The sequence below is a fragment of the Cryobacterium sp. M96 genome (assembly GCF_002929845.1).
GTDB lineage: Bacteria > Actinomycetota > Actinomycetes > Actinomycetales > Microbacteriaceae > Cryobacterium > Cryobacterium sandaracinum.
On sequence record NZ_PJJS01000034.1, the window covers coordinates 1 to 23,042 of the forward strand.

Sequence of the window (23,042 nt, forward strand, 5' to 3'; positions counted from 1 at the left end):
TCGCCATGCTCAGCCTCGGCGGCCACAAACCAGTGCTCCCCGGCCGGGATTAACCCACAGAAGCAGCAGGAGAGCCAGAATTTTGGCCGAATCGGCCCAAAACAGCGCGAGAAAGCCGTTTCGAAGCAAAATCTCCGTCGAATTCGTTCGACACCGGAAGCCTCGTCCAGGAGGCTCCGGCTAGGAGGATCCGGCTAGGAGGCCAGAGGCGCCGAGTGCGCGGCGACCAGCGCGGAACTCTGCTCCCAGAGGGCGGCGGCCAGCTGAGAGTCGTAGGCCTGCTTGTTCGCCTTCTGGATGCGGCGTTTCTCGTAGTACTCGCCCGATGCCCAGTCGGTGCCCGGCGTCGCGGTGGCCAGCCAGACCAGGGTGTCGGCTCCCTGTTCAGCGCCGAGCAGCAGGCGTTTGAGCGGAGTCTGGTAAATGAGGCGCATGAGGGTCGTCGACCCGGTGGAGAAGCTCGTTGCCACCACGCCGGGGTGGAAGGCTGCAGTGGTGAGTCCCTCGTCGCTGTAGCGGCGGTGGAGTTCCCTGGTGAAGAGGATGTTCGCGAGCTTGCCGTCGCCGTACGCCTTGTTCGCGGAATACTTCGTCTCGCCCTGCAGATCGTCGAGGTCGATCTTGCCGAAGAGCTGGTTGGCGGCGCTGGACGTGTTGATCACCCGGGCCCGACTGGCGACGAGCCGGTCCATCAACAGCGTGGTGAGCAGAAAGGGAGCCAGGTGGTTGACCTGGAAGGTCTTCTCATAGCCGTCAACGGTGGTTACGCGGTCGCCCATGATGCCGCCGGCGTTGTTGGCGAGCACGTCGATGCGCGGATAGTGCTCCTGCAGCTCGGCGGCAAGGGTGCGCACCTCGTCGAGGCAGGCGAAATCGGCCACGAGGAAGTCGGCACCCAGTGCCTCGGCGACAGCGGCGGTCTTGGCTGGCGAGCGGCCCACGATCACGACTCGGTCGCCGGACTGGCTGAGGGCGCGGGCGGCGGCGGCGCCGATCCCGTCGCTGGCGCCGGTGATCACGATGGTGCGTGCGGTCATTCTGGGTCCTCCGGGTTATTTGACATAGCCGCCCTTTTTGAGGCCGGCCTCGATCTCGAAGCGGTTCTGCAGCGGATTGCGGCCGGCCGCCAGGTAGAGCAGCGGGAAAACCATCCCGAAGCGCTGCCACTGATGTTTGTGCACGGCCTCGTGTTCGAGGATGGCCATCGACACGTTCTGGTTGGTCAGGTAGCAGCCGCCGACACAGGCTCCGCCGCGTCCGAATGCCCAGGAGGGCATGCCGCGAAAAACGATGAGGCCGCCTCGGCGCTCGACCTTGCCCGTGCTCCAGATGGAACCCCAGATCACGCCGACCGTGGTGGCGTAGAGGTAGCCGGCCCGGCTGATGGGGGAGTCGAAGAAGATGCGGCGCACTCTTCCAGCGTAGGTGGCCCCCACGATAGAAGCCTGGGTTTCCCATGATCGATTCACTGCGGAGGTGGCGCGGGGCAGGTGGTGGAAGGTGGCGCGGGTTGGAAAGTGCGCCAGCCTCCACCGGGTGCGCCGCGAGGGCGAAAGCGCGGCTACGGACGACCGTACTCCTCGAGCAGCCGCAGCCAGACCTCGCTCAGGGTGGGGTAGCTCGGCACCGCGTGCCACAGCCTGCGGATCGGCACCTCACCGACCACGGCGATGGTCGCCGCGTGCAGCAGCTCCGCGACATCCGGCCCCACGAAGGTGACCCCGATCAGAACCTCACGGTCGAGGTCCACGATCGCGCGCGCCGACCCGGTGTAGCCGTCGGCGTGCACGGATGCCCCGGCCACCTGGCCCAAGTTGTAGTCCAGTACCCGGGTGCGGAACCCGGCCTTCTCGGCAGCAGCCTGGGTCAGTCCCACAGATGCCACTTCGGGGTCGGTGAAGGTGACCTGCGGCACGGCGGCATGGTCGGCTGTGGCGACGTGCGATCCCCACGGGGCGTCGTCGACGGGCGTGCCGGCGGCCCGGGCCGCGATCACGTCACCGGCCGCGCGGGCCTGGTACTTGCCCTGGTGGGTGAGGAGGGCCCGGTGGTTGATGTCGCCGACGGCATACAGCCAGTCCCCGGTCAGGTCCGGCGCGGTGCCCCGCACCAGCAGGGTGTCGTCGACCTCGAGCCAGTCGCCCGGTGTGAGGCCCACGGTCTCGAGCCCGACATCCGCGCTGCGGGGAACCCGGCCGGTGGCCACGAGTACCTCGGTCGCGGTGACCCCGCTGCCGTTGGAGAGGGTGAGTGTCACATCGCCGTCGGCGGTGCGGGCCGCCCCGGTGGTCGACACCCCGGTCAGCACGGTGACGCCCGCCCCGCGGAGGGCCGCGAGCACGAGTTCACCGGCGAAGGGCTCCTGACCGCCGAGCAAATCGCTCCGAACGATCATCGTGACCTCGGCGCCGAGCCCGGCGTAGGCGGTGGCCATCTCGGCGGCGACCACGCCGCCGCCGATGATCGCCAGACTGTCCGGGATTCCGGGGGCACTGGTGGCCTCGCGGCTGGTCCACGGCGACACGGCTGCCAAACCGGGAATATCGGGCAGCAGCGCCGCCGACCCGGTGCTGACGACCACGGCGTGCGCCGCGACCAGTACGGTCGTGGTGCCGTCGTCAGCGGTCACGGTCACTTCCCGCACGCCGGTGAGGCGGGCGTGGCCGCGCACCAGGGTGATCCCGGTCTTCTCCAGCCAGCGCACCTGGCCCTCGTCGGACCAATTGCTCGTGAAGGAGTCGCGGCGGCGCAGAACGGCCGCGATGTCCAGGTCGCCGGTCACGGCCTCGGCCGCACCGCCGACGCGCCGGGCTGCGTCGAGGGCCGCTCCGCTGCGCAGGAGCGCCTTCGACGGCATGCAGGCCCAGTAGGAGCACTCGCCGCCGACCAGCTCGGCCTCGACGATCACGGTGCGGAGGCCTGCCTGCGTCGTGCGGTCGGCGACGTTCTCACCCGCCGCGCCGGCGCCGATCACGATGACGTCGTAGCTCGTGGCGGAAGGGTCAGGTGGGGTGGTGCTGGCGGCGGCAGACATCCGTCTCTCCTTTGGTCAGTGGTGCAGATGAATGGTGCTGTAGTTCCGATGAGGTGGTGATGCCAGCCTAACGACCCACGAAAGTAGCCGGCCGGCGGCTGACGAATGCCTCCATGCCGATGCGGGAATCTTCGGTCGCGGCCAGGCGGGCCAGGGCCGGCTGCAGCCCCGCCTCGGCGGCCGCGGCACCCTCCCGCGCGGCCGTGCGGGCGTTGGCCAGCGTGGCCTGCACGGCCAGCGGGGCCTGGGCGGCGATCCGCTCGGCCAATTCCAGCGCGCGCTCGAACTGGGTGCCGTCCGGCACGACCTCCTGCACGAGCCCGATGCGGTGGGCCTCGCGGGCGTCGAACATGTCGCCGGTGAGCATCCAGCGCATGGCGTTGCCCCAGCCGGCCGCGCGCGGGAAGCGGATGGTCGCGCCGCCGAACGGCAGGATGCCGCGCGCCACCTCGATCTGGCCGAAGCGGGTGGACTCTGACGCCACGGAGATGTCGCTCGCGAGCATCAGCTCGATGCCGAGGGTGAGGCAGGTGCCCTGCACGGCCATCACCACGGGCTTGGACACGCTTGGCCCGTCGACCTGCCACGGATGGATGCCGCCGGGCGGCACCATGTCGAGGCCGTCGGGGCCAAGCCGGGGGCCGATGTCGGCCAGGTCGAGGCCGGCGGTGAAGTGGTCGCCGACCGCGTAGACGAGGCCGACCCGCAGCTCAGGGTCGCGGTCGAGTTCACCGTAGGCGAGGGCCAACTGCGTCAGCAGCGCCAGATCGGCGGCGTTGCGCTTCTCCGGACGGTTGAACCCGATCAGCAGCACGTGCCCGCGCCTCTCGGTGATGATCCTCGACGGATCGGAAACGGAGTGCTGCTCGTTCACGGATGCCTCCCTTGGCCTCGTGACGCTGGCGCGTCGGTCCCATGCTATGGCTGAGCAGGTCGGGTCAGCGCGCCGATGATGCGCAGGATGCTCGGCAGGTCGTCGGTGGCGGCCTCCGGCGAGGCCGGGGCGAAGCCGGCGATGGTGGCGCCGGCCAGTTCGAATTCGGCGCGCAGGGCGGTGATCAGCCGGTTCAGGGTGTCGACGCTCAGCCCGAACGGGTAGAGGTCGGCCAGGCCGGCCAGCGCCGACGGGTCGAGCACGTCCAGGTCGAGGTGTAGGTAGAAGGTGCCCACGCCCGTGGCGCGCAGGGCCGCGACGAGCGCGTCGGGAGGGTCGAGGTCCTCGACCGGAAGACTCACTATTCCGCGGTCCTGGATCAGGGCGTCCTCGGCCGGGTCGATGGCGCGCGCGCCGCCGATCACGACGCGTTCCAGAGGAACGCGCTCACCCGGGTCGAGGGTCAGGCCGTCGGCACCCTCGCCAGTTATGGCGCGCAGCACCATCCCCGTGAAACCTCCGGACGGTGAGGTGTCGGGGGTGTGCAGGTCGGGGTGGGCGTCGAGCCAGACCACGGCCAGGTCATCAGGATGCTGCCGCGACGCATGCTCGACGGCCGCCAGGGACACCCCGTTGTCGCCGCCGATCGTGACCACCGGGCCAGCGCCGCCGTGCAGTGCAGCCGTGAGGCGTTCGCGCACCATCATCAGGGTGGAGAAGCGGTCGATGCCGGTGTCGAGAGAATCGCCGGCCTCGACCGGCACCGGCACTTCACGGGTGACGGAGTAGGGAAGATCACCTCGGATCGCCTCCGCCCCGTCACTCAGGCGCATCGCGCGCGGAGAAACCGAACCCTGCCACTGTGGCACGACAACGAAGGAGGGAGCCATACTTCAGTATGCTCCCAGAGCTTCCCCGCGCGCGGAATTTTCGTGCTGGATCGGGCCGATCTACGCGCAGCGCCTATTGGTCGCGGTAGCGCGCAGCGGCGTCCGTCGCGTCCCGCAACTCGGCCGCGTTCAAGCGCGGGCCGTAGCCGGGGGTGTCCCGCTGGATGCGCCAGCCCTCGCTGAGCGCGCCGACGTTGACGGTGTCGTAGCCGAAGCGGTCCAGCAGTGCGGTCACGGTAGCGGCGGCGGGGGCGTCGTCGCTGGCGATGACCAGGGCGCGCCGGTTGACGGACCCGGCCGGCTGACCGTGCTCGGTGAGATCGGCGGCATAGATGTGGTTGAACGCCTTCACGATCGTGGACTCCGGCAGGCGATCGCGGAGCAGCTCGGCCGTGGTGGTGCTCTCGTCGTCGAGTGCGGCGATGTCGCCGTCGCGCTGCGGGTAGTAGTTGTTCGTATCGATCACGAGCTTGCCGGCCAGCTCCGTCGTGGGCAGGGTGTGGATCTGGTTCAGCGGGATGGTCACGACCACGAGGTCGCCGGCCGCGGCGGCCTCGGCGGGGGTCGCGGCGCGGGAGTGCGGGCCGAGCTCGCCGATCAGATCAGTGAGGGTTTCGGGGCCACGCGAATTGCTCACGACCACGTCGTATCCGTTGGCCACGCAGAGTCGTGCGAGCTGACTGCCGATGTTGCCGGCGCCGATGATTCCGAGAGTTGTCATGCTAGGGACAACGCCGGGCGCCGACGGGATGTTCCCGTCGGCGCCCGGTTGCGCTGGAGGCTGAGGGCTACTGCGTGATGGAGTCGGCGCCGCCGGATTTGAGCGCGGCGAGGCGGGCGTCGACCTCGGTGAGCTCGCCGAGGTCCTCGAGGCTCTCGAACTGGGCGTCCAGGCTCGACGCGGCCAGCTCGCTGGCGCCCCGAACGCGGGCCTCCTCGCGGCGGATCTTGTCCTCGAAGCGGCTGACCTCGCTGGTGGGGTCCATCAGGTCGATGCTCTTGACGGCATCCATCACCTTGGTCTGCGCCTCGGCGGTCTTCGACCGGGCGATCAGTTCGCTGCGCTTGGCGGAGAGCTGGTTCAGCTTCTCCTTCATCTTGTTGAGGCCGTCCTTGAGCTGGGCCACGACGGCCGTCTGCGAGGCAATCTGAGGCTCGGCCAGCTTCGCCTCTTTCTCCGACTGCATCTGACGGCCGAGGGCGACCTTGGCGAGGTTGTCGAAACGGTCGGCGTCGGCCGCGTTTCCGGCGGTGCGCAGCTGGTCGGCCTTGCGGCTCGCGGCCAGGGCCTTGCCACCCCACTCGGTCGCGGCCTCGACGTCTTCCCGGTAGTCGTCCTCGAGCAGGCGCAGATTGCCGATCGTCACGGCGATCGCGCTCTCCGCGTCGGCGATGCTGTTGGTGTAGTCGCGAACCATCTGGTCGAGCATCTTCTGCGGGTCCTCGGCGGAGTCCAGAAGCGCGTTGATGTTCGCTTTCGCCAACTGGGAGATACGGCCAAAGATGGACTGTTTCGTCATTGTGCGGTGTCCTTTCGAGTTCCGGAGCATCGGCTGACCTCCAGTGTGTCGGTTTGTGCTGGTCAAGACGTGTGGACCGCCGTGCAGGCTGCGACGGCTGCGACGGCTGCGACGGCTGAAACGGCTGCGACGGCTGCGACGGCGCCGGTTTCTAGAACCGCCCGCCCCCGCCCCGGCGTGAGCGGGAACCGGCACCGCCGAAGCCGCCGGGCATGCCGAAGCCGCCGCCGCGCCGGCCGCCGCCACCGCCACTGAACATGCCACCCCCGCCACCCCCGCCACCCCCGCCGCCGGAGAGGATTGTGTTGATCAGGATGCCGCCGAGCACGGCCCCCATGACCCCGTTCCCGCCGCTACCGCCGGCTCGGTAGCCGGGACCGTGGCCGCCCGGAACCTGGCCGGCGAACCCGTCGACGTCGTTCCGGGCGCCGGCGATGGCGGCCGCGGCCAGGGAGTTGGCCCGTTGCGAGGCGGCGAGAGCGGCACCCGGGTCGGTGGCGGCCAGCGATTCGGCCTCCACGAGAACCCTGCCGGCCTCGGCGACCCGGGTGCGCGCCTCCGCGCCCACCGCCCCGCGCCGGGCGCTGATGAAGTCTTCCGCGGCCGACACCTGCCCGCGCGCGGCGAGCAGGTTCTGGTTGAGGGTGGCCCGGGCGCGCTGGACGTGCGCCTCGGCGTCCCGCACGCCCTGCAGCGCGGCATCCATCGCGGTGTTGGCGGCGTCGAGCATCGCCATCACCTCGAGCGGGTTGATCCGGCCGGCCGCGGAGCGAGCGCGCACCTCGGCGAGGGTCTGTTCGGTCTGGCTGATCACTCCCGGCAACGCGGCGGCGGCCTCGGTCGACGTGGGCAGGCCGCGCGCGGTCACCAGATCGGTCTGCAGCTCGGCGACCGTGGCCGCCATCTGCCGGGTCGCGCCGGCGAGGTCGGTGCCCAGGCGGTCCACGGCGTCCAGGAGCAACCGCGCCTGGTCGACCGATACCTCGGCCGCACGGATGTCCACGGCCGCGGCCGCCGTATCGCCGGCACCCAGCCGGGTGGTGGCCCGGGCCAGAGCGGTCTCCGTGAAGGCGAGACGCTCGCGGGCCTCGGCCGGGTTGTCGGCAACCGTGCCGAGCGCCACGTCGGTGTACCGGGCGGCCAGGGCCGCCAGGCTCTCCTCGCTGCCGGCGAGCCGGGCCCGCACGGCCTCGGCGCCCTGGGACACGGCAGCGGCGACCTCAGGCGCGTTCTTCTCCAGCTGGCGCAGTTCGTCGAAGTCGTCGGCCTGCGCATCGAGGGTGAGGTTGGCCTGGCTGCAGAGGTCGATGATCGCCGCGTGCCAGGCGCGCGCCTGCTCTTCGGAGTCGGGTTCGGCGTCGTCGAGCTTCTGCTGCAGGGTGAACGCCTGGCTGAGCTGCTTCTGCGCCGTTTCGAGCGCGGCCCGGAAGGCGGTGGTGACCTCCGTGCCGTACTGGGCGATCGCGAAGCCGAGCTCCTGCTCACTGGAACGGATCGCGTCGTCGGTCTGCACGAGGGTACTCGAGGCGCGCCGCTTGAGCTCGGGCGTCGGCAGGGACTGTAGCCCGGTCGGCGCTCCGGCTCCGGCTGGCAGGGCACGCCCCCGCCCGCGTCGGGCGAGCAGGATGACCGCTCCGGCGACCAGAAGCACCAGCACGGCGATGATCACGAACACGACGATGAGAAACCCGCCGGCACCGCCGCCGGGGCTTTCGTCCCCGGGGGTGATCTCGCCGGCCGAGACCGGCTCGCCCCGCAGAGCCGCGGAGAAACCCTCGGCTGCGGCGATCGCGGCGCCGGCCCAGTCGTTCTGGCGCAGAGCCGGCTCGATGGCGACGGTCTCGATCTCCTGGAGCTGGGCATCCGTCAGGGCGGAGTCGGGGGCCACGGAAAGTTGGTACTGGCGGTCATCCGTCGCTACGGCCAGCAGCACGTCGTTGGTGCCGAGGCCGTTGTTGTCAGCCGTCTGGTCGGCCCACTGCTCGCGGTCCTCGACCCCTGTGAAACTGTCGACATAGGCCACGAAGAGGTCGGCTCCGGTCTCGGAATAGAGCTCGTCGAACGCGGCCGTGACCTCGTCGGCGCGGGCGGTGACGGCGTCGACCGTGTCGACGATGTGGCTGGCGCCGAAGTCGACCGGGTTTTGCGCCCAAGCCGCCGTGGGCGCCGACGCGCTGGACATCGCAAAGCTCAGAACCGCCGCAACCGCGACCGGAATCAACCACCGTGACCGCATGGACCCCATCCTCACACCACCATCGACACTCGGGCGTTCCCAGGTCGAGCATAGGACGGCGACACAGGCCCGTCCACCGCCCAGGCAGGAGTATCACTGTTGCCCACTGTCACGGCGGCCGGCTGGCTGGCTGGGCATCTGCCGCGGGCTGCAGATCATCGACGACACCCCTGATGGTCAGGTCGAGGTCGTCGAGCACCTCGCCGGCGCCCGCCGGGTCTCGAGCCTGTCGATCGGCCCCGAACGGGAATTCGCTTCACCGTGCGCCGTTTAGGTCAGGGTGGGGCGCGCAGTCTTCTCCGTGCGCCTCGTCGACAAAAGGAGCTCTACGACATGACCGCAGCACCGACGACATCCATTCCCCGCATCACCCTCAACAATGGAGAGACGATCCCGCAGCTCGGGTTCGGCGTGTACCAGATTGAGCCGGCCGACACCAGGCGGTCGACGCTCGCCGCCCTCGAGGTGGGCTACCGCCACATCGACACCGCCGAGATGTACGGCAACGAGCAGGGCGTCGGCGAGGCCGTGCGCGAATCCGGCCTGGATCGGATTGACGTCTTCGTCACGAGCAAGCTCAACAACGGCTTCCACTCCCGAACTGATGCCCTGGCCGCCTTCGAGCAGACGCTCGAGACCCTCGGCTTCGACTACCTCGACCTCTTCCTGATCCACTGGCCGCTGCCGGCCGTCGGAGACTTCGTCGAGACCTGGAAGGCGTTGGAGGAGATGCACGCCTCCGGGCGGGTGAAGACCATCGGCGTCTCCAACTTCCAGCCGCAGCACCTGCGGCGTCTCCTCGACGAGACCGGCACAGTGCCGGCCATCAACCAGATCGAGGTGCACCCGTACCTGACCCAGGACAACGTGCGCGCGTTCAACACGCAGCACGGCATCGTGACCGAAGCATGGTCGCCCATCGCACAGGGCAGGGTGCTCGGCGACCCCGTGATCACGGCCATCGCCGGCCGCCTGGGCCGCTCTGCCGCTCAGGTCACCCTGCGCTGGCACCTGCAGCGTGGCGACATCGTGTTCCCGAAGTCCGTCACCCGCAGCCGGGTCGAGGAGAACTTCGCGCTCTTCGACTTCGAATTGACTGCCGACGACCTGGCTGCGATCACAGCGTTGAACCGCGACAAGCGCACCGGCCCCGACCCGGACCAGTTCAACTGGATTCCCTGACCACCCGCAGGGGTCCGGGTCACTAGTCTGGACGGATGCCGCTCGAGACCCGCACCGCCCGCCTCCTGCTGCGCCGTTGGCGTGAGTCAGACCTGGCGCCGTTCGCCGCGATGGGGGAGGACCCGGAGGTGATGCGGTACTTCCCGTCTCGGCTGACCCGGACCCAGAGCGACGAGCTCGCCGGCCGGGCCGACCGGCTCTTCGAGACGCACGGCTACGGACTCTGGGCGCTCGAGAAACAGTCGACGGGTGACTTCATCGGCTTCACCGGGCTCGCTCCCGTGCCCGCGTTCATCCCCGGACCCGGCGGGCTCGAGGTCGGCTGGCGGCTGGCCCGCTCCTTCTGGGGCCAGGGCTACGCCACCGAAGCCGCCCGGGCGGCCCTCGATGTCGCTTTTGGGCGGCTCGATCTCGAACAGGTGCAGGCGATCACGGCGGTCATCAACGAACCGTCGCGGGCCGTGATGGAACGACTCGGGATGACCGCGACCGCCGAGTTCCAGCATCCGAAAATTCCCGTCGGCTCACCGCTCCGGGTTCACATCCGCTACGCGGTTTCCCGGGCGGCCGCCGCCCAGGCGTGCGCCGCGGCCGATCTCACCCGGTAGAGTTCAGGCACTTTACAAAAGGACTGGCCGCCACCATGGAATCGACTGTCGCGCACCATCTCCGTCCAGCGTGCGCATGAGCGACCATGAAGCCCTGACCCGCCAGACGGTGGACCTGCTGCGCGACCTCATCCGCAACGCCTGCGTCAACGACGGCACTCCCGATTCGGGCGGCGAGATTCGCAGCGTGCGTACGCTCGAGGGGTTCTTCGCCGGGTCGGGACTCGACCTCGAGGTGGTGGAACCGCATCCGGGCCGCGCCTCCCTGATCGCTCGAATCCGGGGCACCGATCCCACGGCGCCCACGCTCGCCCTGGTCGGCCACCTCGACGTGGTGCCGGTCGACGACGGCGGCTGGAGCCGCGACCCCTTCGGCGCCGAGATCATCGACGGCGAGATCTGGGGACGCGGCGCCCTCGACATGCTCTACCTGACCGCCAGTTACGCGGTCGTCACCCGGGCCATTGCGACCGGACCGTTCCGGCCGCGCGGCGACCTCATCTTCGCCGCGGTTGCCGACGAGGAAGACGGCAGCCACTTCGGCGTGGAATGGCTCACCGAGCACCGGCTCGATCTGATCGACGCGGACGCCGTGCTCACCGAGTCCGGCGGGGCCATGGTCGGGCCGCGGCCGCTGATCTCGACGGCCGTCGGCGAAAAAGGTATCGCCGGGCGGCGCCTTTCCGTGCGCGGCACCCCCGGCCATGGGTCGGCCCCGTGGGGCGCGCGCAACGCCGCGGTGATCGCGGCGGATGCCGTGGGGCGCCTGGCCCGCTACCGCGCCCCGGTGCAGATCACCGCCGACTGGCGCCGATATGTGCAGGCCCTCGACCTGGAACCCGACCTTGCCGCGCGCCTGCTCGACCCGCACCGGATCGACGGCGCCCTGAACGAGCTCGGCAGCCTGGCCGGGTTCGCGCACGCATCCACCCACACCACCATCTCGCCCAACATCGTGCGGGCCGGGGTGAAGGACAACGTCATCCCCGCGCTCGCCACGATCACCCTCGATATCCGGGTGCTGCCCGACCTGTCAGCCGTCGACGTCGACGCCTACCTGCGGGAGGCGCTCGGCGACCTGGCCGACGAGGTCACGATCGAGGGCGACGAATTCGCCGCGGCCACCCGGTCCGCGGTCGACACGCCGCTCTTCCACTCGCTCGGCAAGGCCGTGCGCCGGGCCTACCCCGACGCCGACCTGCTCCCGGTGCTCAGCGTCGGCGGCTCCGATGCGCGGTTCTACCGCCGCCGCGGCGTCCCTGCCTACGGTTTCGCGCTGCTCGGCCGGCACTGGGACTACGGCACCTTCCGGCAGCTGTTCCACGGCAACGACGAGCGCATCGACATCGGCTCGATCGCGTTGACGGTCGCGGCCCTCGACACCGTCGTTCGCGACTTCCTCGACTGAGCTGCTGCCGCGAGGAGACACAGATGAGACAGACCAAGCCCAGGCGGCAGTCCCCACGCACGAGGCAGACCGGCACGCGGCGACGGATGCCCGCCCGCACCGGTTCGGGAGCCGTCGCCTACCTCGCCATCGTCGCCTTCACGTCGATCTACCTCGTCGTCGACGCCTACCGACCGGTCTCGATCTGGGTGGCCGCGTTCTACCTGGCCGTCAGCCTCGCCTGCTTCGTCGCCTACGCCATGGACAAGACCGCAGCGGTCGCTGCGCGCTGGCGGGTGCCGGAGAACACCCTGCTGCTGCTCGGATTCGCCGGCGGCTGGCCGGGCGCGATCGTGGCGCAGCAGGTGCTGCGGCACAAAACCAAGAAGGCCGGTTTTCGGCAGGCGTTCTGGGGCACGGTGGCCCTGAATGTGCTGGCTTTCGTCGTGATCTTCTCGCCGCTGCTGCCGGATATGCTGGCCCGCTGAACCGAGCCGAGCCGAGCCGGGGGCGCGTGCCCGGCCGCGGGATACTCGTTCGATGTCGAGGACGGCGACGTATTTCGTGCACAATTCCGTGGTGGACGAACTCTATACCGTCTCCTGCCCTGACATCCTGCCGACCGGACCGCCCGACCTGAAGGCGGGCAAGGGAACGCCGACCCGGATTCCCCGGTGACGCCGGCATACCCGAGACCGTACTGGTTCACCGGCACGATCCGCGAGGTGACCGTGGACGTAGGTCGAGCTCCGAGCTCATATGGCGCGGCGATAGAACGGCAGCACGCCGGGATCCCTGTTGTGTATTTATGCTTGTATTGATAAGGTGATACAAAACTAAGAACACAAAAAGGGGATCTGATGCTCGGTGACGTCTGGTCCAACATGATCTTCCACGTCGCCGTGTCCACGTGGACGGTAGCCGGTCTGCTCGTGGGGTCGTGCGTGCTGCTGTGGGTCTTGACCCATGTTCCCGCCGTGCAGCGTCGGCTCGTCGCCCACGCGTCAACGGTCGCCGGGCTCGGCCTGCCGCACGCCTCGCATCCGATGGTCTTGGCGGCCCAGGTGCGGAGAGTGCGGGGCTTCTCCGGCGGCGGATTCCTCGGCGTGATCGTCTCGATTTTCCTCGTGTACTTCATCGGGGCGGACCGCAGTGGTTCGGCCACCGTGTTCCTGCTTGGCGGTTTCGTGATCGTCGGGGTGCTGGGTGGCGCGATCGCAGCCGTGGCCGGCGAGGTGGCGAGGACCGGTGAGGGTGAGCGGGTTGCCCATGGGCGGCGCACCCGCTTGGCCGATTACGTTCCGCGGTGGGAACGCGTCGGCGTTCGTGGCACCGTATTCCTCAATCTGGCGGTCGTCGGTGTGCTGATACTGCTGCCTGTTTTTTGGAAGCTGCAGCTCTCCGTCTTCCCGCAGTCCTTCAGCGTGGCGGTCGTCGTGGCCGGGCTGGCCGTGGCGCTGCTCGCGGCCTTCGAAATCGGCGGTCGCATCGTCGTCGCGCGTCCCCAGACCATGGCGTCGGAGCAGGAGCTGGCCTGGGACGATGCGATGCGCTCGGCCGCGATCCTGGATCTGGTCGCCGCCGCGTTCCTCCTCGGTGCTTTTGGTGTCTTCTTCGGCCTTCAGGAGATCGCGATGGCGGTGCGACCGGGAATCGGTGGCGGCGTAGCCTCCGTGGAGTCGTTCAACCTGTTCGGGCTGGTCGTGCTGGGCGCGGGTGCCGCCGCATCCGTTCTCACCTCGTCACGGCGTCACTTTCGGCGAACCCTCCACGCGGATGCCGGTTCGCGCCCGGTCGGCCCGCAGTGATTCTCCGCATCGACCCGCGCTCGGCGACACCGCCGTTCGACCAGCTGCGCGTGCAGGTCATTGCGCACATCCGGAGCGGGGCCATGGTCGCGGGAACACGCCTGCCCACGGTGCGCAGGCTCGCCGCTGACCTGGTGCTCGCGCCGAACACCGTGGCGCGTGCCTACAAGGAACTCGAGGCGGGGGGGTTCATCGAGACCCGCGGCAGGGCCGGTTCCTTCGTCAAGGCCGCACCGGACTCGGTCGAACAGCAGGCGCTCGGCGCGGCAAAGACCTATGTCGAACGGCTGCGGGAGCTGGGGGTCAGCCCGGCCGACACGGTGGCGTACGTCACCACGTTCCTGCAGAACTGAGGCCCGGCCGTTGGTGAGATCGGGTGCCGGTCGCGGCCGGTGGTCATCGGTTGCCCCGGGTCAGAACAGGTGCCGCAGGTAGCGCTCCGGGGCCTCCAGGAAGGAGCGCCAGTCGCGCACCAGGTCAAGGTCTTCCCAGGCGCACGGGCGGTAACCCCAGGGCCCGACCTCGTAGATGGCGGCGCCCGGGAGCGACGCCAGGATCGGGGAGTGCGTCAAGAGGATGACCTGGGATCCGCCCGCGTCCAGGATGTCCTGCTGGTGGCGGATCAGGGCGAGAGAACCGGTGGAGGAGAGGGCCGACTCCGACTCGTCGAGGATCCACAAGCCCGGGTAGCGGGACCGTGCCGCGACGAGGTGGAGGAAGGATTCGCCGTGCGAGCGCTCGTGAAACACGGGCTCGCTGACAGGCATCCGTCGTCACGTAATCGCGGAGATTTTCGGGAAACGCCGGTTCGGGGGCCATGAGCGGCGTGTCGCGAAAATCTCCGAGGTTGGTGCTGCGGGCGCACCGGATGACCCGCGGCAGCCCATGCCTCCGCACCGCTCCTGCGAGATCCCGTCCGCGCTGCTCACCGAGTGGATCGCCGCCGGGTATCCGTTTGTGGCGGAGCTGGCCCGCCTGCACGACGTCGAGTACGTGGACCTGCCCACCAGGCACTGGCTCCAGTTCACCAGGCCGGCCGAGCTCGGCACCGCGATTCTGGCGGGCGTAGAGCGCACCGCCTGATCGCGCGGAGCCGGCGGCCAAGACGGAAAATCCAGGTCATCGAACCGAAGGTCCATGCATCCGAGAAATCGCGCTCCCGACCGGGCCGGTGCCGTCAGCCGCCAATCCAGGCGTCCACGCTGATGTCGAACCCGGCAGCGCTGCAGGCCGCGCTGACACGGGCCAGAGCCTGCCCCCACTCTGTCGACAGCGGATCGATCTGCTCGCTGGCCGACGACGGCAGCAGGCCCTTCAGGGCCTCCACCTGGTCCGCCACCGCGGAGCCGGGCACGGTGTCCACGCGGGTGCTCAGCCGCGCAACGAGCCGTGCGGCACCCGCGAACTCCTGCTGGGTTGAGGGCTTTGCGAGCAGCGAACCGTACGCATTGTGCATCAACGTCACAACGTCTCTCACCTTGCCGCAGGTGTCCTCCGCGTTCACGGGATCCGCAGAAGGCGATGCGGTGACGAGCGAGGCATTCGTTTGAGTGCCGACGACGAAACCGACGCCCAGTGCGACAAGGATGCCGAGAACCAGGAGGGCGTTGCGATCGCGTCCCCCGGCGGGCAGCGCAGTCTCGTCGATTACCTTTTCGAAAAACGGTTGAAGCGAACCCTTGGACGTCCCCTCGTGCATCGTCCGGGGACCAGTCTTCCTCGGTGCCGTCGACTCACCGGGGGAGCGGGGCGGCTGGGTGTTGACCTCGAATTCGGCCGCACGGATCGCGGCGGCGATCGCGGCACGGTCGGCGGCCACCGTGGCCTGCAGCTCCCGCAGCGCGGCGGTGGCCTTCGGATCGCCGACGAAGTCGCCGTTCGCCGAGAAGACGCGCTTCTGGAGGTCGCGCATCTGGTTTGCCGGGGACGGTGAGCCATCCGGTGCCGCCTCGGCGGGGTGAGTCGCCCACCACAGGGCGTTGAGCACGTTCTTCTCTCCCGAGTAAGCGACCCCAACCGCTGCGAGGTAGGCCGGATCGCGCTGGGCCAGCGAGTACGCGTCTTCGGAGCCGTGGTCACGCACCACTGAGAGCCCCCGATCGTCGATTCGGCCAGCATCGCACAGTGCCCGTTCGTTCCCCGCACTGCTTCCCTTTCCGCGTCGCGTGCCGATTCCCCGTCCGCGTCGCCGCCAATCGGCGTCGCGCCGGAACTGCGCCGCTGCGCCCGTTGCGTGCCACGCGCGCAACGGCGCACGATGCGCGCGAGACGGTTGCCGCGGCACCGGCCCGCACGGATGCCGCAGACTGGAGTAATGGAAGAGTTCGCTTTCGACGGTGACGGCCCGGTGTGTCCGGCGTGCGGGGCCGAAATGACCCCCGACGGTGTAGACACCGCTCAGGGGCTCGAGTCCTGTCACCGATGTCCGCGCTGCAGACTGGTCGTCGTCGTTCCGGGCAACTGGGTGGAGTAGGTGTCAGCCGGTAGCCATCCGGCTCGGGGCGTCACCGCATCCGAGTGCCCATGGATGCGCCGCTAGAGCGGAAGAACACCGCTGCAGACCTACTGGCCGGGAGCCTGATACGCCGGCGTTTTCTTGGCGGCGTCGGACGGCTCCGGAACCTCGATGACCCCCAGAACGTCGGTCTCCCCGAAGGCGTAGTAGAAACTCTCGACCGACCGACCGACCGACCCACCCACCGATTTGAGGGCTGCGACCAGCGCCTCCCGACGGCCGGTTCCGCCTTCGCGCATGAAGCCCCTGATGCCCTCGTCCACCTAGTTCGCTCCAAATAAATACTGGCTCATGGTCAGTCCCGTCCTGTGATGTGCAGGACGCGGACATCCGGAGCAATGCCCGAGACCTGTGTGCGGCAACCCGCCGAGGCACGGAAACGACGCTCGGTCCCCGAAGTGGGGCTGCGACACATGGTAGGCCCGGCTGTTCCCGGGGACAACGGGGCGGCCGCCCAGCCTCAGAGGGCTGCCGACCCGGTGGTCGAGCTGGGCGAGACCCGAAGCGATGCCTCCAAGGTCGATGAACATAACTTCGAATCTCAACCTCCAAAAATCCGCAACCATCTGACGAACACTCGACTATGTGTACGCAATGAGGTATCCTCGTAACATGACCAACCTCGCGGAAGACCTCAGGCAGGCGGCCGATGCCGTGGCCCTGCTGGGCTCGTCATGCGCTGACTTCTCGGCCCTTCCTGATGCCGAGGTGTTGGCCGGTCAGAAGCGAATCGCTTCGATCCGCCGTCTCGTCGATACCTATGCCGCCTGGATGGCGGCGACCATCGCCGAGCGTTCCCGACCGGAGCTCGGGCACTCGGGTTTGGCGGCGCAGCAGGGGTATCTCTCCCCGGTGGCCCTGATTCAGAACTCGACCGACTCGTCGAAGGGCGACGCCTACAAGCTGGTCGCAGTCGGCACCATGATGGCCGATGCCGAGGCGGCCGACAGGCTCGTCGAGGCGGCGCTCTCGACGCCCGACGCGGATGCCGCCGAGGTCGCCGAGGTCGAGGCGAAGGTGCCCTGGCAGGCACCGATCGCCCGGGCCGTCACCGCCGGCACGCTCTCGGTTGACGCGGCCGAGTCGATCCGCGCGGGGCTCGGCCAAATCGATGCCTCGGTCACCGCCGAGAAGCTCGCGGTGGCGCTGGAAGCGCTCCTGGCGGAGGTGTCGTCGCTGAATGCCGATCAGGTGTTCAAGCAGGCGAGACGGATGCGCGACCGGCTCGATGAGGCCGGCATTGCCGCCCGCGAGAAGCAGGCCCACGACGACCGCTACCTGCGGGTCTACCGGCTGGGCAACGGCACCGTACGACTCAGCGGGCTGTTCGCGCCCGAAGACGGCGAGTTCGTGCTCTCCACCTTCGACTCGATCACGGGCCCGCGCCGCGGCGGGGTGCGATTCGTGGACGCAGAGCGGGCAGCCTGGGCAAAGAAGATGCAAGACGACCCCCGCACGACCGAACAGATCGCCGCGGACTCCCTCGTGCAGCTGCTCAAAATCGCCGGCGAAGCCGACCCGGGCCGGGTCTTCGGCGGACGCCGACCCTCGGTGCGCGTGATCGTGACCGAGAAGGCGCTGAAAGGTGGCCAGGCCGGTCAGACCGGTGAGACCGGGCAGCCGGGCCAGACCGGGCCGGCGCCGACGACCGTCCAGACTGAAACGGGCGAATCTGGGCCCGTCGAACCCGTCGAACCCGTCGAACCCGTCGAACCCGTCGAACCCGCCGAAGGGGCCACTCATGGGCAGCTCGAGGGCAACCCGGTCCCCATCTCGCAGGAAACCATCGACCGGCTGCTCTGCGACACCGGCACCCGCGGCATCAAATTCGACGACAACGGCCAGATCATCAACGTCGGCCGCGACGAACGACTCTTCACCGAGAAACAGCGCGCCGCAATGGCAGTACGCGACGGCGGATGCCTCTGGATCGACTGTGAGAAACCGCCAGCGTGGGCAGAAGCGCATCACATCAACGAGTGGCTCAAAAACAACGGATGTACGGACCTTGCCGACGGGGTACTCCTCTGCCATCCCCACCATCTGCTGCTGCACAACCAGCACTGGACGATCAGCCGCACCGGAACGCAGTACTGGCTTAGGCCACCGATCGAGGTAGACCCCAAGCAGACGCTGGTGGCGTTGCCGAGCAAGAGGGCAGCGCTGTAGCGCTTGGTCTCGACGGGCTCGATCCGCGTCGCGGGAACCTCGAGTGGGTTCCTAACCGGGTCTCGACGGGCTCGACCCGCGTCGCGGGCAGGGGCGGGTCAAGGGGCGGGGCAGTTGCTCCCAAACCGGCACAGGCGATCGACCGCGACGCGGGATGAGCGTGGGTTCCGCGACTTCTCAGGGAGCGGTCCGTGGTTCCCGAGCGAGCGTTCCGGGACTCCCGTGTCTTCTCGTCACTGGCTGAGCAGCAACTCTCTCCCGAACGAATTCGACGGAGATTCTGCCCGAAACTGCCCCAGGAAACCCAAAAATGTGGTTTCAGACCAGAATCTCCGTCGAATCGGTCCACCACCGGGCCCGCAGCTTCAGAGGCGGTAGCGGTATTCTCCGCGTTGCACGCGATTCCGGAGGGGCCGGGGCACGGCAACCACGCTGCTTCCGGATTCGAACGGGGGGAAGGTCTTGGTGGCAGCCGTCCCCGGCCATCGTCTGTAAGTGCCGCGGTCTCGAGTCGTTGCGGTGGGGCTCCGACGACGTGCTCCCAGACCCGACCGACCGCCGCGGGCGCCGACGTCCACGTGATCCCGTCGCGCTCCTCAGCTGATCGGCGTACCCATCGGATGGCGGCGGTCCCGTCCCGGTGTGGCTCAATGGTCATCGCTGACCTGTCGGTGGCGCGGGTGACCGGTGCGACCACGGCATAGCGACGCCGAGCCTCGTCGGCGAGGGCTTCATGCCGCACACCTACCGGGTCACGCATCCTGGCGTAGTCGAACGCCAGGGCCACGAGTCGGCGGCGAGGAGCTGTGGGCCAGTGTGGGCAAACGGCGTGACAAAGCCTTCAGATCGTGTCGCCGATTAGCCCGCGACCCGAGTGTTCGCACGGACTCTGACAGTTGTGCCCCCAGGCAGATTCGAACTGCCGCCCCTGCCTCCGGAGGGCAGTGCTCTATCCCCTGAGCTATGGGGGCCAGGGAAAGCACTAGGTTATCAGCATCCGGGCAGGCGATGTTCCGCATCGAGTTCGACGGATGCGGTCGAGCCCGCCCGGCACACCACCCGAACTCGACCGGAAAGGCCGAATTCGGCAGGTTCGGGCAGGTTCAGGTGGGTTCCGCCGCGCGGTCCCCCCGGGCGTGTTACTGCAGGTTCGCGATCGCCGCGGAAACGAGTGACTCGGCGTCGCCCGGCTCGACGAACTCGCTCGAGCCCACCGTGATCCAGTAGGTGGAGGTGAAGACCTGAGCCACACCAATGCCGCCGGCAGCCGAGAAATAGCCCTCGACGGCGGGCGGCGTGCCATACGTGGGAACGATCTGGCTGGAGCTGATGGCATCGTTCTTCAGCTGCGACAGCAGCACGTCGTTGGGCTGGGTCACCGAGACCTCGATCGTTCCGTCGCTGGATTGATTGAGCAGTCCGCAATTCAGCCCCTGGTACTCTGCCGCCGTCTGACCCGCGGCGATGGTCGGCTCGAAACCGGGGGCAGTGCCGTAGCTCGGGTTGAAGGCGTAGACGTCGTCGAGGGTGAGCACCTGGTCGCAGGTAAATGTGACCGGGGTGCCTGCTGCCGTGGGCGTCGGCGTCGCGGTGGGCCCCGGTGTCTGCGTCGCGTCCGACGTCGACCCGGGAGTAGCTGATGGCGACGCTGCCGACGGGCTGCTTTCCGGGGTGGAACCCGAACCGCAGGCAGCCAGCGCCACGACGGCGACCGTGCCGGTGGCAAGGAGAAGGGTGGTGCGCAGGAGCCGTCCGCGCGGGAGTCTGGGCGAGAGGGAGTGAGTCACGCTTGACCTTACCAAGAGGGTTGTCTGTGACCGGGCCGGTAAGCTTGCTAGTCGTGACTCCCGCTGAGCTTTCCCAATCCCTGCTCGACCTCATCCTCCAGTTGAGCGAGCGTCGACGCGAGGCCGGAATCGACGTGACCGACGTCAACCTGACCGGGGCGGATGTCACCCTCGAGCGTCCGAGAAACCGCGACCACGGTGATTGGGCCTCCAGCATCGCGATGAAGATCGCCAAGCCACTCGGCTCCAACCCGCGCGAGGTGGCCGCCGAACTGGCTGCCGGCCTGGAACAGCTTCCCGACGTGGCCTCGGTGGACGTCGCCGGACCCGGCTTCATCAACATCCGTCTCGAGGCCGCCGCCGCCGGCGCACTCGCCAAGACCATCGTCGATGCGGGCCCCGCTTACGGCACCGGGCACCTCTACGACGGCCTCAAGATCAACCTCGAGTTCGTGTCCGCCAACCCCACCGGCCCCATCCACATGGGCGGCGTGCGCTGGGCGGCCGTGGGTGACAGCCTGGCCCGGGTGCTGCAGGCGGAGGGCGCCGACGTCACCCGCGAGTACTACTTCAACGACCACGGCTCGCAGATCGACCGCTTCGCCCGCAGCGTGCTCGCCGGCTACCTCGGCGAGCCCACCCCCGAAGACGGTTACGGCGGCGCCTACATCGGAGACATCGCCGACCAGGTCGTGGCCAGCCACGAAGGCGACATCGCGGTGCTGGCCCGCGACGAGCAGCAGGAAGTGTTCCGCAGCGTCGGCGTCGATTTGATGTTCACCGAGATCAAGGAGAAGCTGCACGGCTTCGGCGTGGATTTCGACGTGTACTTCCACGAAGATTCCCTGCACGAGTCCGGCGCCGTCAACCGGGCCATCGAACGGCTGCGCGAACAGGGCCACATCTTCGAAGAAGACGGGGCCATCTGGCTGCGCACGACCACGTTCGGCGATGACCGCGACCGCGTCATCATCCGTTCCAACGGCGAACCGGCCTACATCTCCGGTGACCTCGGCTACTACCTCGACAAGCGTGAGCGCGGTTTCGACCAGAACCTGATCATGCTCGGCGCCGACCACCATGGCTATGTCGGCCGCATGATGGCCATGGTCGAGGCGTTCGGCGACGTGCCCGGTGTGAACCTGCAGATCCTGATCGGCCAGATGGTCAACCTGCTGCGCAACGGCGAACCGGTGCGGATGAGCAAGCGCGCCGGAACGATCGTCACCCTCGACGACCTCGTCGACGCCGTCGGCGTGGACGCCGGCCGCTACTCCCTAGTGCGCTCCAGCAGCGACACTCAGCTCGACATCGACCTCGACCTGCTCGGCAAGCGCACCAACGAGAACCCGGTCTTCTACGTGCAGTATGCGCATGCCCGTACCTGCTCGGTCGCCCGCAACGCGGCCACCGCGGGGGTGGAACGCACCGCATTCGCCCCGGAGCTACTCACCCACGACAGCGAATCGGCCCTGCTCGGCGTGTTGCAGGAATACCCGCGCGTCGTCGCGCAGGCCGCCGAACTGCGTGAGCCCCACCGTATCGCCCGCTACATCGAAGAGGTTGCCGGCTACTACCACCGCTGGTACGACAGCTGCCGGGTGATCCCGCTTGGCGACGAACCGATCACCGACCTGCACCGCACCCGGCTCTGGCTCAACGACGCCACCGGCCAGGTCATCCGCAACGGCCTCGGCCTGCTCGGCGTCTCCGCACCGGAACGTATGTAGGCATGGACGCGTCCGCCAGGAAATCCCGTCGTCGCGGGCTCGGGGCGTTCATCGTCGCGGGTCTGGTCGTGGTCGGGCTCGTCGCTGCTTTCTTCTTCGTCGACGGGGGACTGCGCAGCTACGCCGAGGGCCAGATCGAGCAGGAGATCGCCTCGAACCTGCCCGACACCGTGACCGGGGACGTGGCCGTCTCCATCGGAGGCCTGTCGGTCATCGCGCAGTACCTCGGCGGCAGCTTCGACCGGGTGGCCCTGGAATCAGGCACCCTGACCGTGGACGGCGTGCCGGCATCCGTGCACGTCGTGGCGACGGATGTCCCGCTCGACCAATCCCAGTCCGTCGGCGACGTGCGCGGCATCATCGACCTCGAACCCGACGCCCTCAACACCCTGCTGAGCCAGGCTCTGCCGAGCAATGTCCCCGACGCCGGCGTCGAACTCGGGAAGGACGAGATCAGCTACAGCGGCAGCCTGGAGGTGCTCGGCTTCCCGATCGGCTACCGCGCCTCGGCGACGCCGAGCGTGGACGCCGACGCACTGCTGCTCACGCCGAGCGGTGCCAGCGTCACCTCAGGCGGCGGCAGCATCGATGCCGGCAACCTGCTGTCTCGTGTTCTGGGTGAGGAACCGCTCCGCATCTGCGTGGCCCAGTACCTCCCCGAGGGGGTCACCCTCGCCGGAGTGAACGTGACCGCGGATCGAGCGCGACTCACGCTGCAGTCGAGCTCGTTGACGCTGAGCCGACAGTCGTTGACCACCCTCGGCAGCTGCACCGCCGGTTGACCCCGCACTTCACGCCCTTGCAGCACGCCGACACGCTCGCACATCGTTCGGACCGTGATCAAACCGGGGCCTGACACGACGCCCGCGGGGTCGTACACTCGAGGTATCCGCCGGTCGCGCATTCGCCTTTTCGAGGAGGCACCATGACGTTGTTGCGCATTCAACACCCCGTGCCCGACTATGGCCGCTGGAAACGTGCCTTCGATCTGGACCCGGCCGACCGCCGCGGATCGGGGGTGATCCGCTACACGATTTTCCGCTCGGTGACTGATCCGAACTTCGTCATGGTCGACCTGGAACTGGGCACCATCCGGGAAGCGGAGAAGATGCTTCTCAAGATGCGGCGCATCTGGTGCAGCAGCGGCTCGTCGGTCATGAGCGACCCGGAGGCGTGGATCGTCGACGTGGCCGAAACTGCCGCGCTGGTCTGATCGCAGCCCGCCCCGCTGCCCAGCCCGCGCAGCCCGCCACGCAGCGGGACGTAACGCGATTCGGCGTGCACCGGCGGCGTTCGCTACAC

At 68.6% G+C, this 23,042-nt stretch carries 24 protein-coding genes and 1 tRNA gene; 12 read left to right on the forward strand and 13 right to left on the reverse strand.

Features of this window, described 5'->3' with window-relative positions; all coding sequences use genetic code 11:
- Positions 1-194 precede the first annotated feature (194 nt).
- The 8 genes from CXY79_RS02940 to CXY79_RS16795 all read right to left on the reverse strand — a co-directional run bounded on the left by CXY79_RS02940 (position 195) and on the right by CXY79_RS16795 (position 8,554).
- Positions 195-1,037, reverse strand: a complete 843-nt coding sequence (locus CXY79_RS02940; protein WP_104099671.1) for an SDR family NAD(P)-dependent oxidoreductase — start codon at positions 1,035-1,037, stop codon at positions 195-197.
- A gap of 15 nt (positions 1,038-1,052) precedes the next feature.
- Complete coding sequence (locus tag CXY79_RS02945; protein WP_174720223.1) at positions 1,053-1,412, reverse strand: Fe-S oxidoreductase; 360 nt, start codon at positions 1,410-1,412, stop codon at positions 1,053-1,055.
- Between the two features lie 149 nt (positions 1,413-1,561).
- A complete protein-coding gene (locus tag CXY79_RS02950; RefSeq protein WP_104099673.1) occupies positions 1,562-3,034 on the reverse strand; it encodes an NAD(P)/FAD-dependent oxidoreductase in 1,473 nt (490 codons plus the stop codon).
- 67 nt (positions 3,035-3,101) lie between these two features.
- Positions 3,102-3,908, reverse strand: a complete 807-nt coding sequence (locus CXY79_RS02955) for a crotonase/enoyl-CoA hydratase family protein (RefSeq protein WP_233191189.1) — start codon at positions 3,906-3,908, stop codon at positions 3,102-3,104.
- Between the two features lie 44 nt (positions 3,909-3,952).
- Positions 3,953-4,798 (reverse strand): arginase family protein, encoded by an 846-nt coding sequence (locus CXY79_RS02960; protein ID WP_104099674.1) that lies wholly within the window; start codon positions 4,796-4,798, stop codon positions 3,953-3,955.
- A 73-nt stretch (positions 4,799-4,871) separates the two neighbouring features.
- A complete protein-coding gene (locus CXY79_RS02965; protein ID WP_104099675.1) occupies positions 4,872-5,519 on the reverse strand; it encodes an NADPH-dependent F420 reductase in 648 nt (215 codons plus the stop codon).
- A 67-nt stretch (positions 5,520-5,586) separates the two neighbouring features.
- Positions 5,587-6,318 (reverse strand): PspA/IM30 family protein, encoded by a 732-nt coding sequence (locus CXY79_RS02970; protein WP_104099676.1) that lies wholly within the window; start codon positions 6,316-6,318, stop codon positions 5,587-5,589.
- A 151-nt stretch (positions 6,319-6,469) separates the two neighbouring features.
- Positions 6,470-8,554 (reverse strand): TPM domain-containing protein, encoded by a 2,085-nt coding sequence (locus CXY79_RS16795; RefSeq protein ID WP_104099677.1) that lies wholly within the window; start codon positions 8,552-8,554, stop codon positions 6,470-6,472.
- Between the two features lie 333 nt (positions 8,555-8,887).
- On the opposite strand from CXY79_RS16795, the gene CXY79_RS02980 reads away from it, so the two are divergent.
- From CXY79_RS02980 to CXY79_RS03005, 7 genes are all read left to right on the forward strand, one after another.
- Positions 8,888-9,736: an aldo/keto reductase gene (locus CXY79_RS02980; protein WP_104099678.1), complete on the forward strand. Its 849-nt coding sequence runs from the start codon at positions 8,888-8,890 to the stop codon at positions 9,734-9,736.
- Positions 9,737-9,771: 35 nt separating this feature from the next.
- On the forward strand, positions 9,772-10,344 hold the full coding sequence (locus tag CXY79_RS02985) for a GNAT family N-acetyltransferase (RefSeq protein ID WP_104099679.1): 573 nt from the start codon (positions 9,772-9,774) through the stop codon (positions 10,342-10,344).
- Positions 10,345-10,420: 76 nt separating this feature from the next.
- Positions 10,421-11,752: a M20/M25/M40 family metallo-hydrolase gene (locus CXY79_RS02990; RefSeq protein ID WP_104099717.1), complete on the forward strand. Its 1,332-nt coding sequence runs from the start codon at positions 10,421-10,423 to the stop codon at positions 11,750-11,752.
- A 23-nt stretch (positions 11,753-11,775) separates the two neighbouring features.
- On the forward strand, positions 11,776-12,219 hold the full coding sequence (locus CXY79_RS02995) for a DUF1294 domain-containing protein (RefSeq protein ID WP_104099680.1): 444 nt from the start codon (positions 11,776-11,778) through the stop codon (positions 12,217-12,219).
- A 52-nt stretch (positions 12,220-12,271) separates the two neighbouring features.
- Positions 12,272-12,409: a hypothetical protein gene (locus CXY79_RS15875; protein WP_158250212.1), complete on the forward strand. Its 138-nt coding sequence runs from the start codon at positions 12,272-12,274 to the stop codon at positions 12,407-12,409.
- A gap of 182 nt (positions 12,410-12,591) precedes the next feature.
- Positions 12,592-13,539, forward strand: coding sequence for a hypothetical protein (locus CXY79_RS03000; RefSeq protein ID WP_104099681.1), 948 nt, complete (start codon positions 12,592-12,594; stop codon positions 13,537-13,539).
- Entirely contained in the window at positions 13,536-13,892 is a 357-nt protein-coding gene (locus tag CXY79_RS03005; RefSeq protein WP_347232367.1) for a GntR family transcriptional regulator, read from the forward strand. The genes CXY79_RS03000 and CXY79_RS03005 overlap by 4 nt, the downstream gene beginning before the upstream one ends.
- Positions 13,893-13,952: 60 nt before the next feature.
- Here the strand turns inward: CXY79_RS03005 and CXY79_RS03010 are convergent, their stop codons facing one another.
- Positions 13,953-14,306, reverse strand: a complete 354-nt coding sequence (locus CXY79_RS03010) for a hypothetical protein (RefSeq protein ID WP_104099682.1) — start codon at positions 14,304-14,306, stop codon at positions 13,953-13,955.
- Between the two features lie 118 nt (positions 14,307-14,424).
- On the opposite strand from CXY79_RS03010, the gene CXY79_RS03015 reads away from it, so the two are divergent.
- Complete coding sequence (locus CXY79_RS03015) at positions 14,425-14,622, forward strand: hypothetical protein (protein WP_369827927.1); 198 nt, start codon at positions 14,425-14,427, stop codon at positions 14,620-14,622.
- A 94-nt stretch (positions 14,623-14,716) separates the two neighbouring features.
- Here the strand turns inward: CXY79_RS03015 and CXY79_RS03020 are convergent, their stop codons facing one another.
- Together CXY79_RS03020 and CXY79_RS03025 are read right to left on the reverse strand one after the other, a co-directional pair.
- On the reverse strand, positions 14,717-15,625 hold the full coding sequence (locus CXY79_RS03020) for a hypothetical protein (RefSeq protein WP_104099683.1): 909 nt from the start codon (positions 15,623-15,625) through the stop codon (positions 14,717-14,719).
- A 476-nt stretch (positions 15,626-16,101) separates the two neighbouring features.
- Positions 16,102-16,317 carry a GYD domain-containing protein gene (locus CXY79_RS03025; protein ID WP_233191191.1) on the reverse strand — a complete coding sequence of 72 codons (216 nt, stop codon included), beginning with the start codon at positions 16,315-16,317 and terminating at the stop codon, positions 16,102-16,104.
- Positions 16,318-16,666: 349 nt separating this feature from the next.
- On the opposite strand from CXY79_RS03025, the gene CXY79_RS03030 reads away from it, so the two are divergent.
- Positions 16,667-18,223 (forward strand): DUF222 domain-containing protein, encoded by a 1,557-nt coding sequence (locus CXY79_RS03030; protein ID WP_158250213.1) that lies wholly within the window; start codon positions 16,667-16,669, stop codon positions 18,221-18,223.
- Between the two features lie 899 nt (positions 18,224-19,122).
- On the opposite strand, the gene CXY79_RS03035 is transcribed toward CXY79_RS03030, so the two are convergent.
- Both CXY79_RS03035 and CXY79_RS15615 read right to left on the reverse strand, forming a co-directional pair.
- Positions 19,123-19,194, reverse strand: a tRNA-Arg gene (locus CXY79_RS03035).
- A 168-nt stretch (positions 19,195-19,362) separates the two neighbouring features.
- Entirely contained in the window at positions 19,363-20,010 is a 648-nt protein-coding gene (locus CXY79_RS15615) for an iron ABC transporter ATP-binding protein (protein WP_134415485.1), read from the reverse strand.
- Positions 20,011-20,063: 53 nt separating this feature from the next.
- On the opposite strand from CXY79_RS15615, the gene argS reads away from it, so the two are divergent.
- The 3 genes from argS to CXY79_RS03055 all read left to right on the forward strand — a co-directional run bounded on the left by argS (position 20,064) and on the right by CXY79_RS03055 (position 22,953).
- Entirely contained in the window at positions 20,064-21,740 is a 1,677-nt protein-coding gene (argS, locus tag CXY79_RS03045) for an arginine--tRNA ligase (protein WP_104099686.1), read from the forward strand.
- A gap of 2 nt (positions 21,741-21,742) precedes the next feature.
- Positions 21,743-22,522: a DUF2993 domain-containing protein gene (locus CXY79_RS03050; RefSeq protein WP_104099687.1), complete on the forward strand. Its 780-nt coding sequence runs from the start codon at positions 21,743-21,745 to the stop codon at positions 22,520-22,522.
- A gap of 143 nt (positions 22,523-22,665) precedes the next feature.
- A complete protein-coding gene (locus CXY79_RS03055) occupies positions 22,666-22,953 on the forward strand; it encodes a hypothetical protein (RefSeq protein ID WP_104099688.1) in 288 nt (95 codons plus the stop codon).
- Positions 22,954-23,042: the final 89 nt, after the last annotated feature.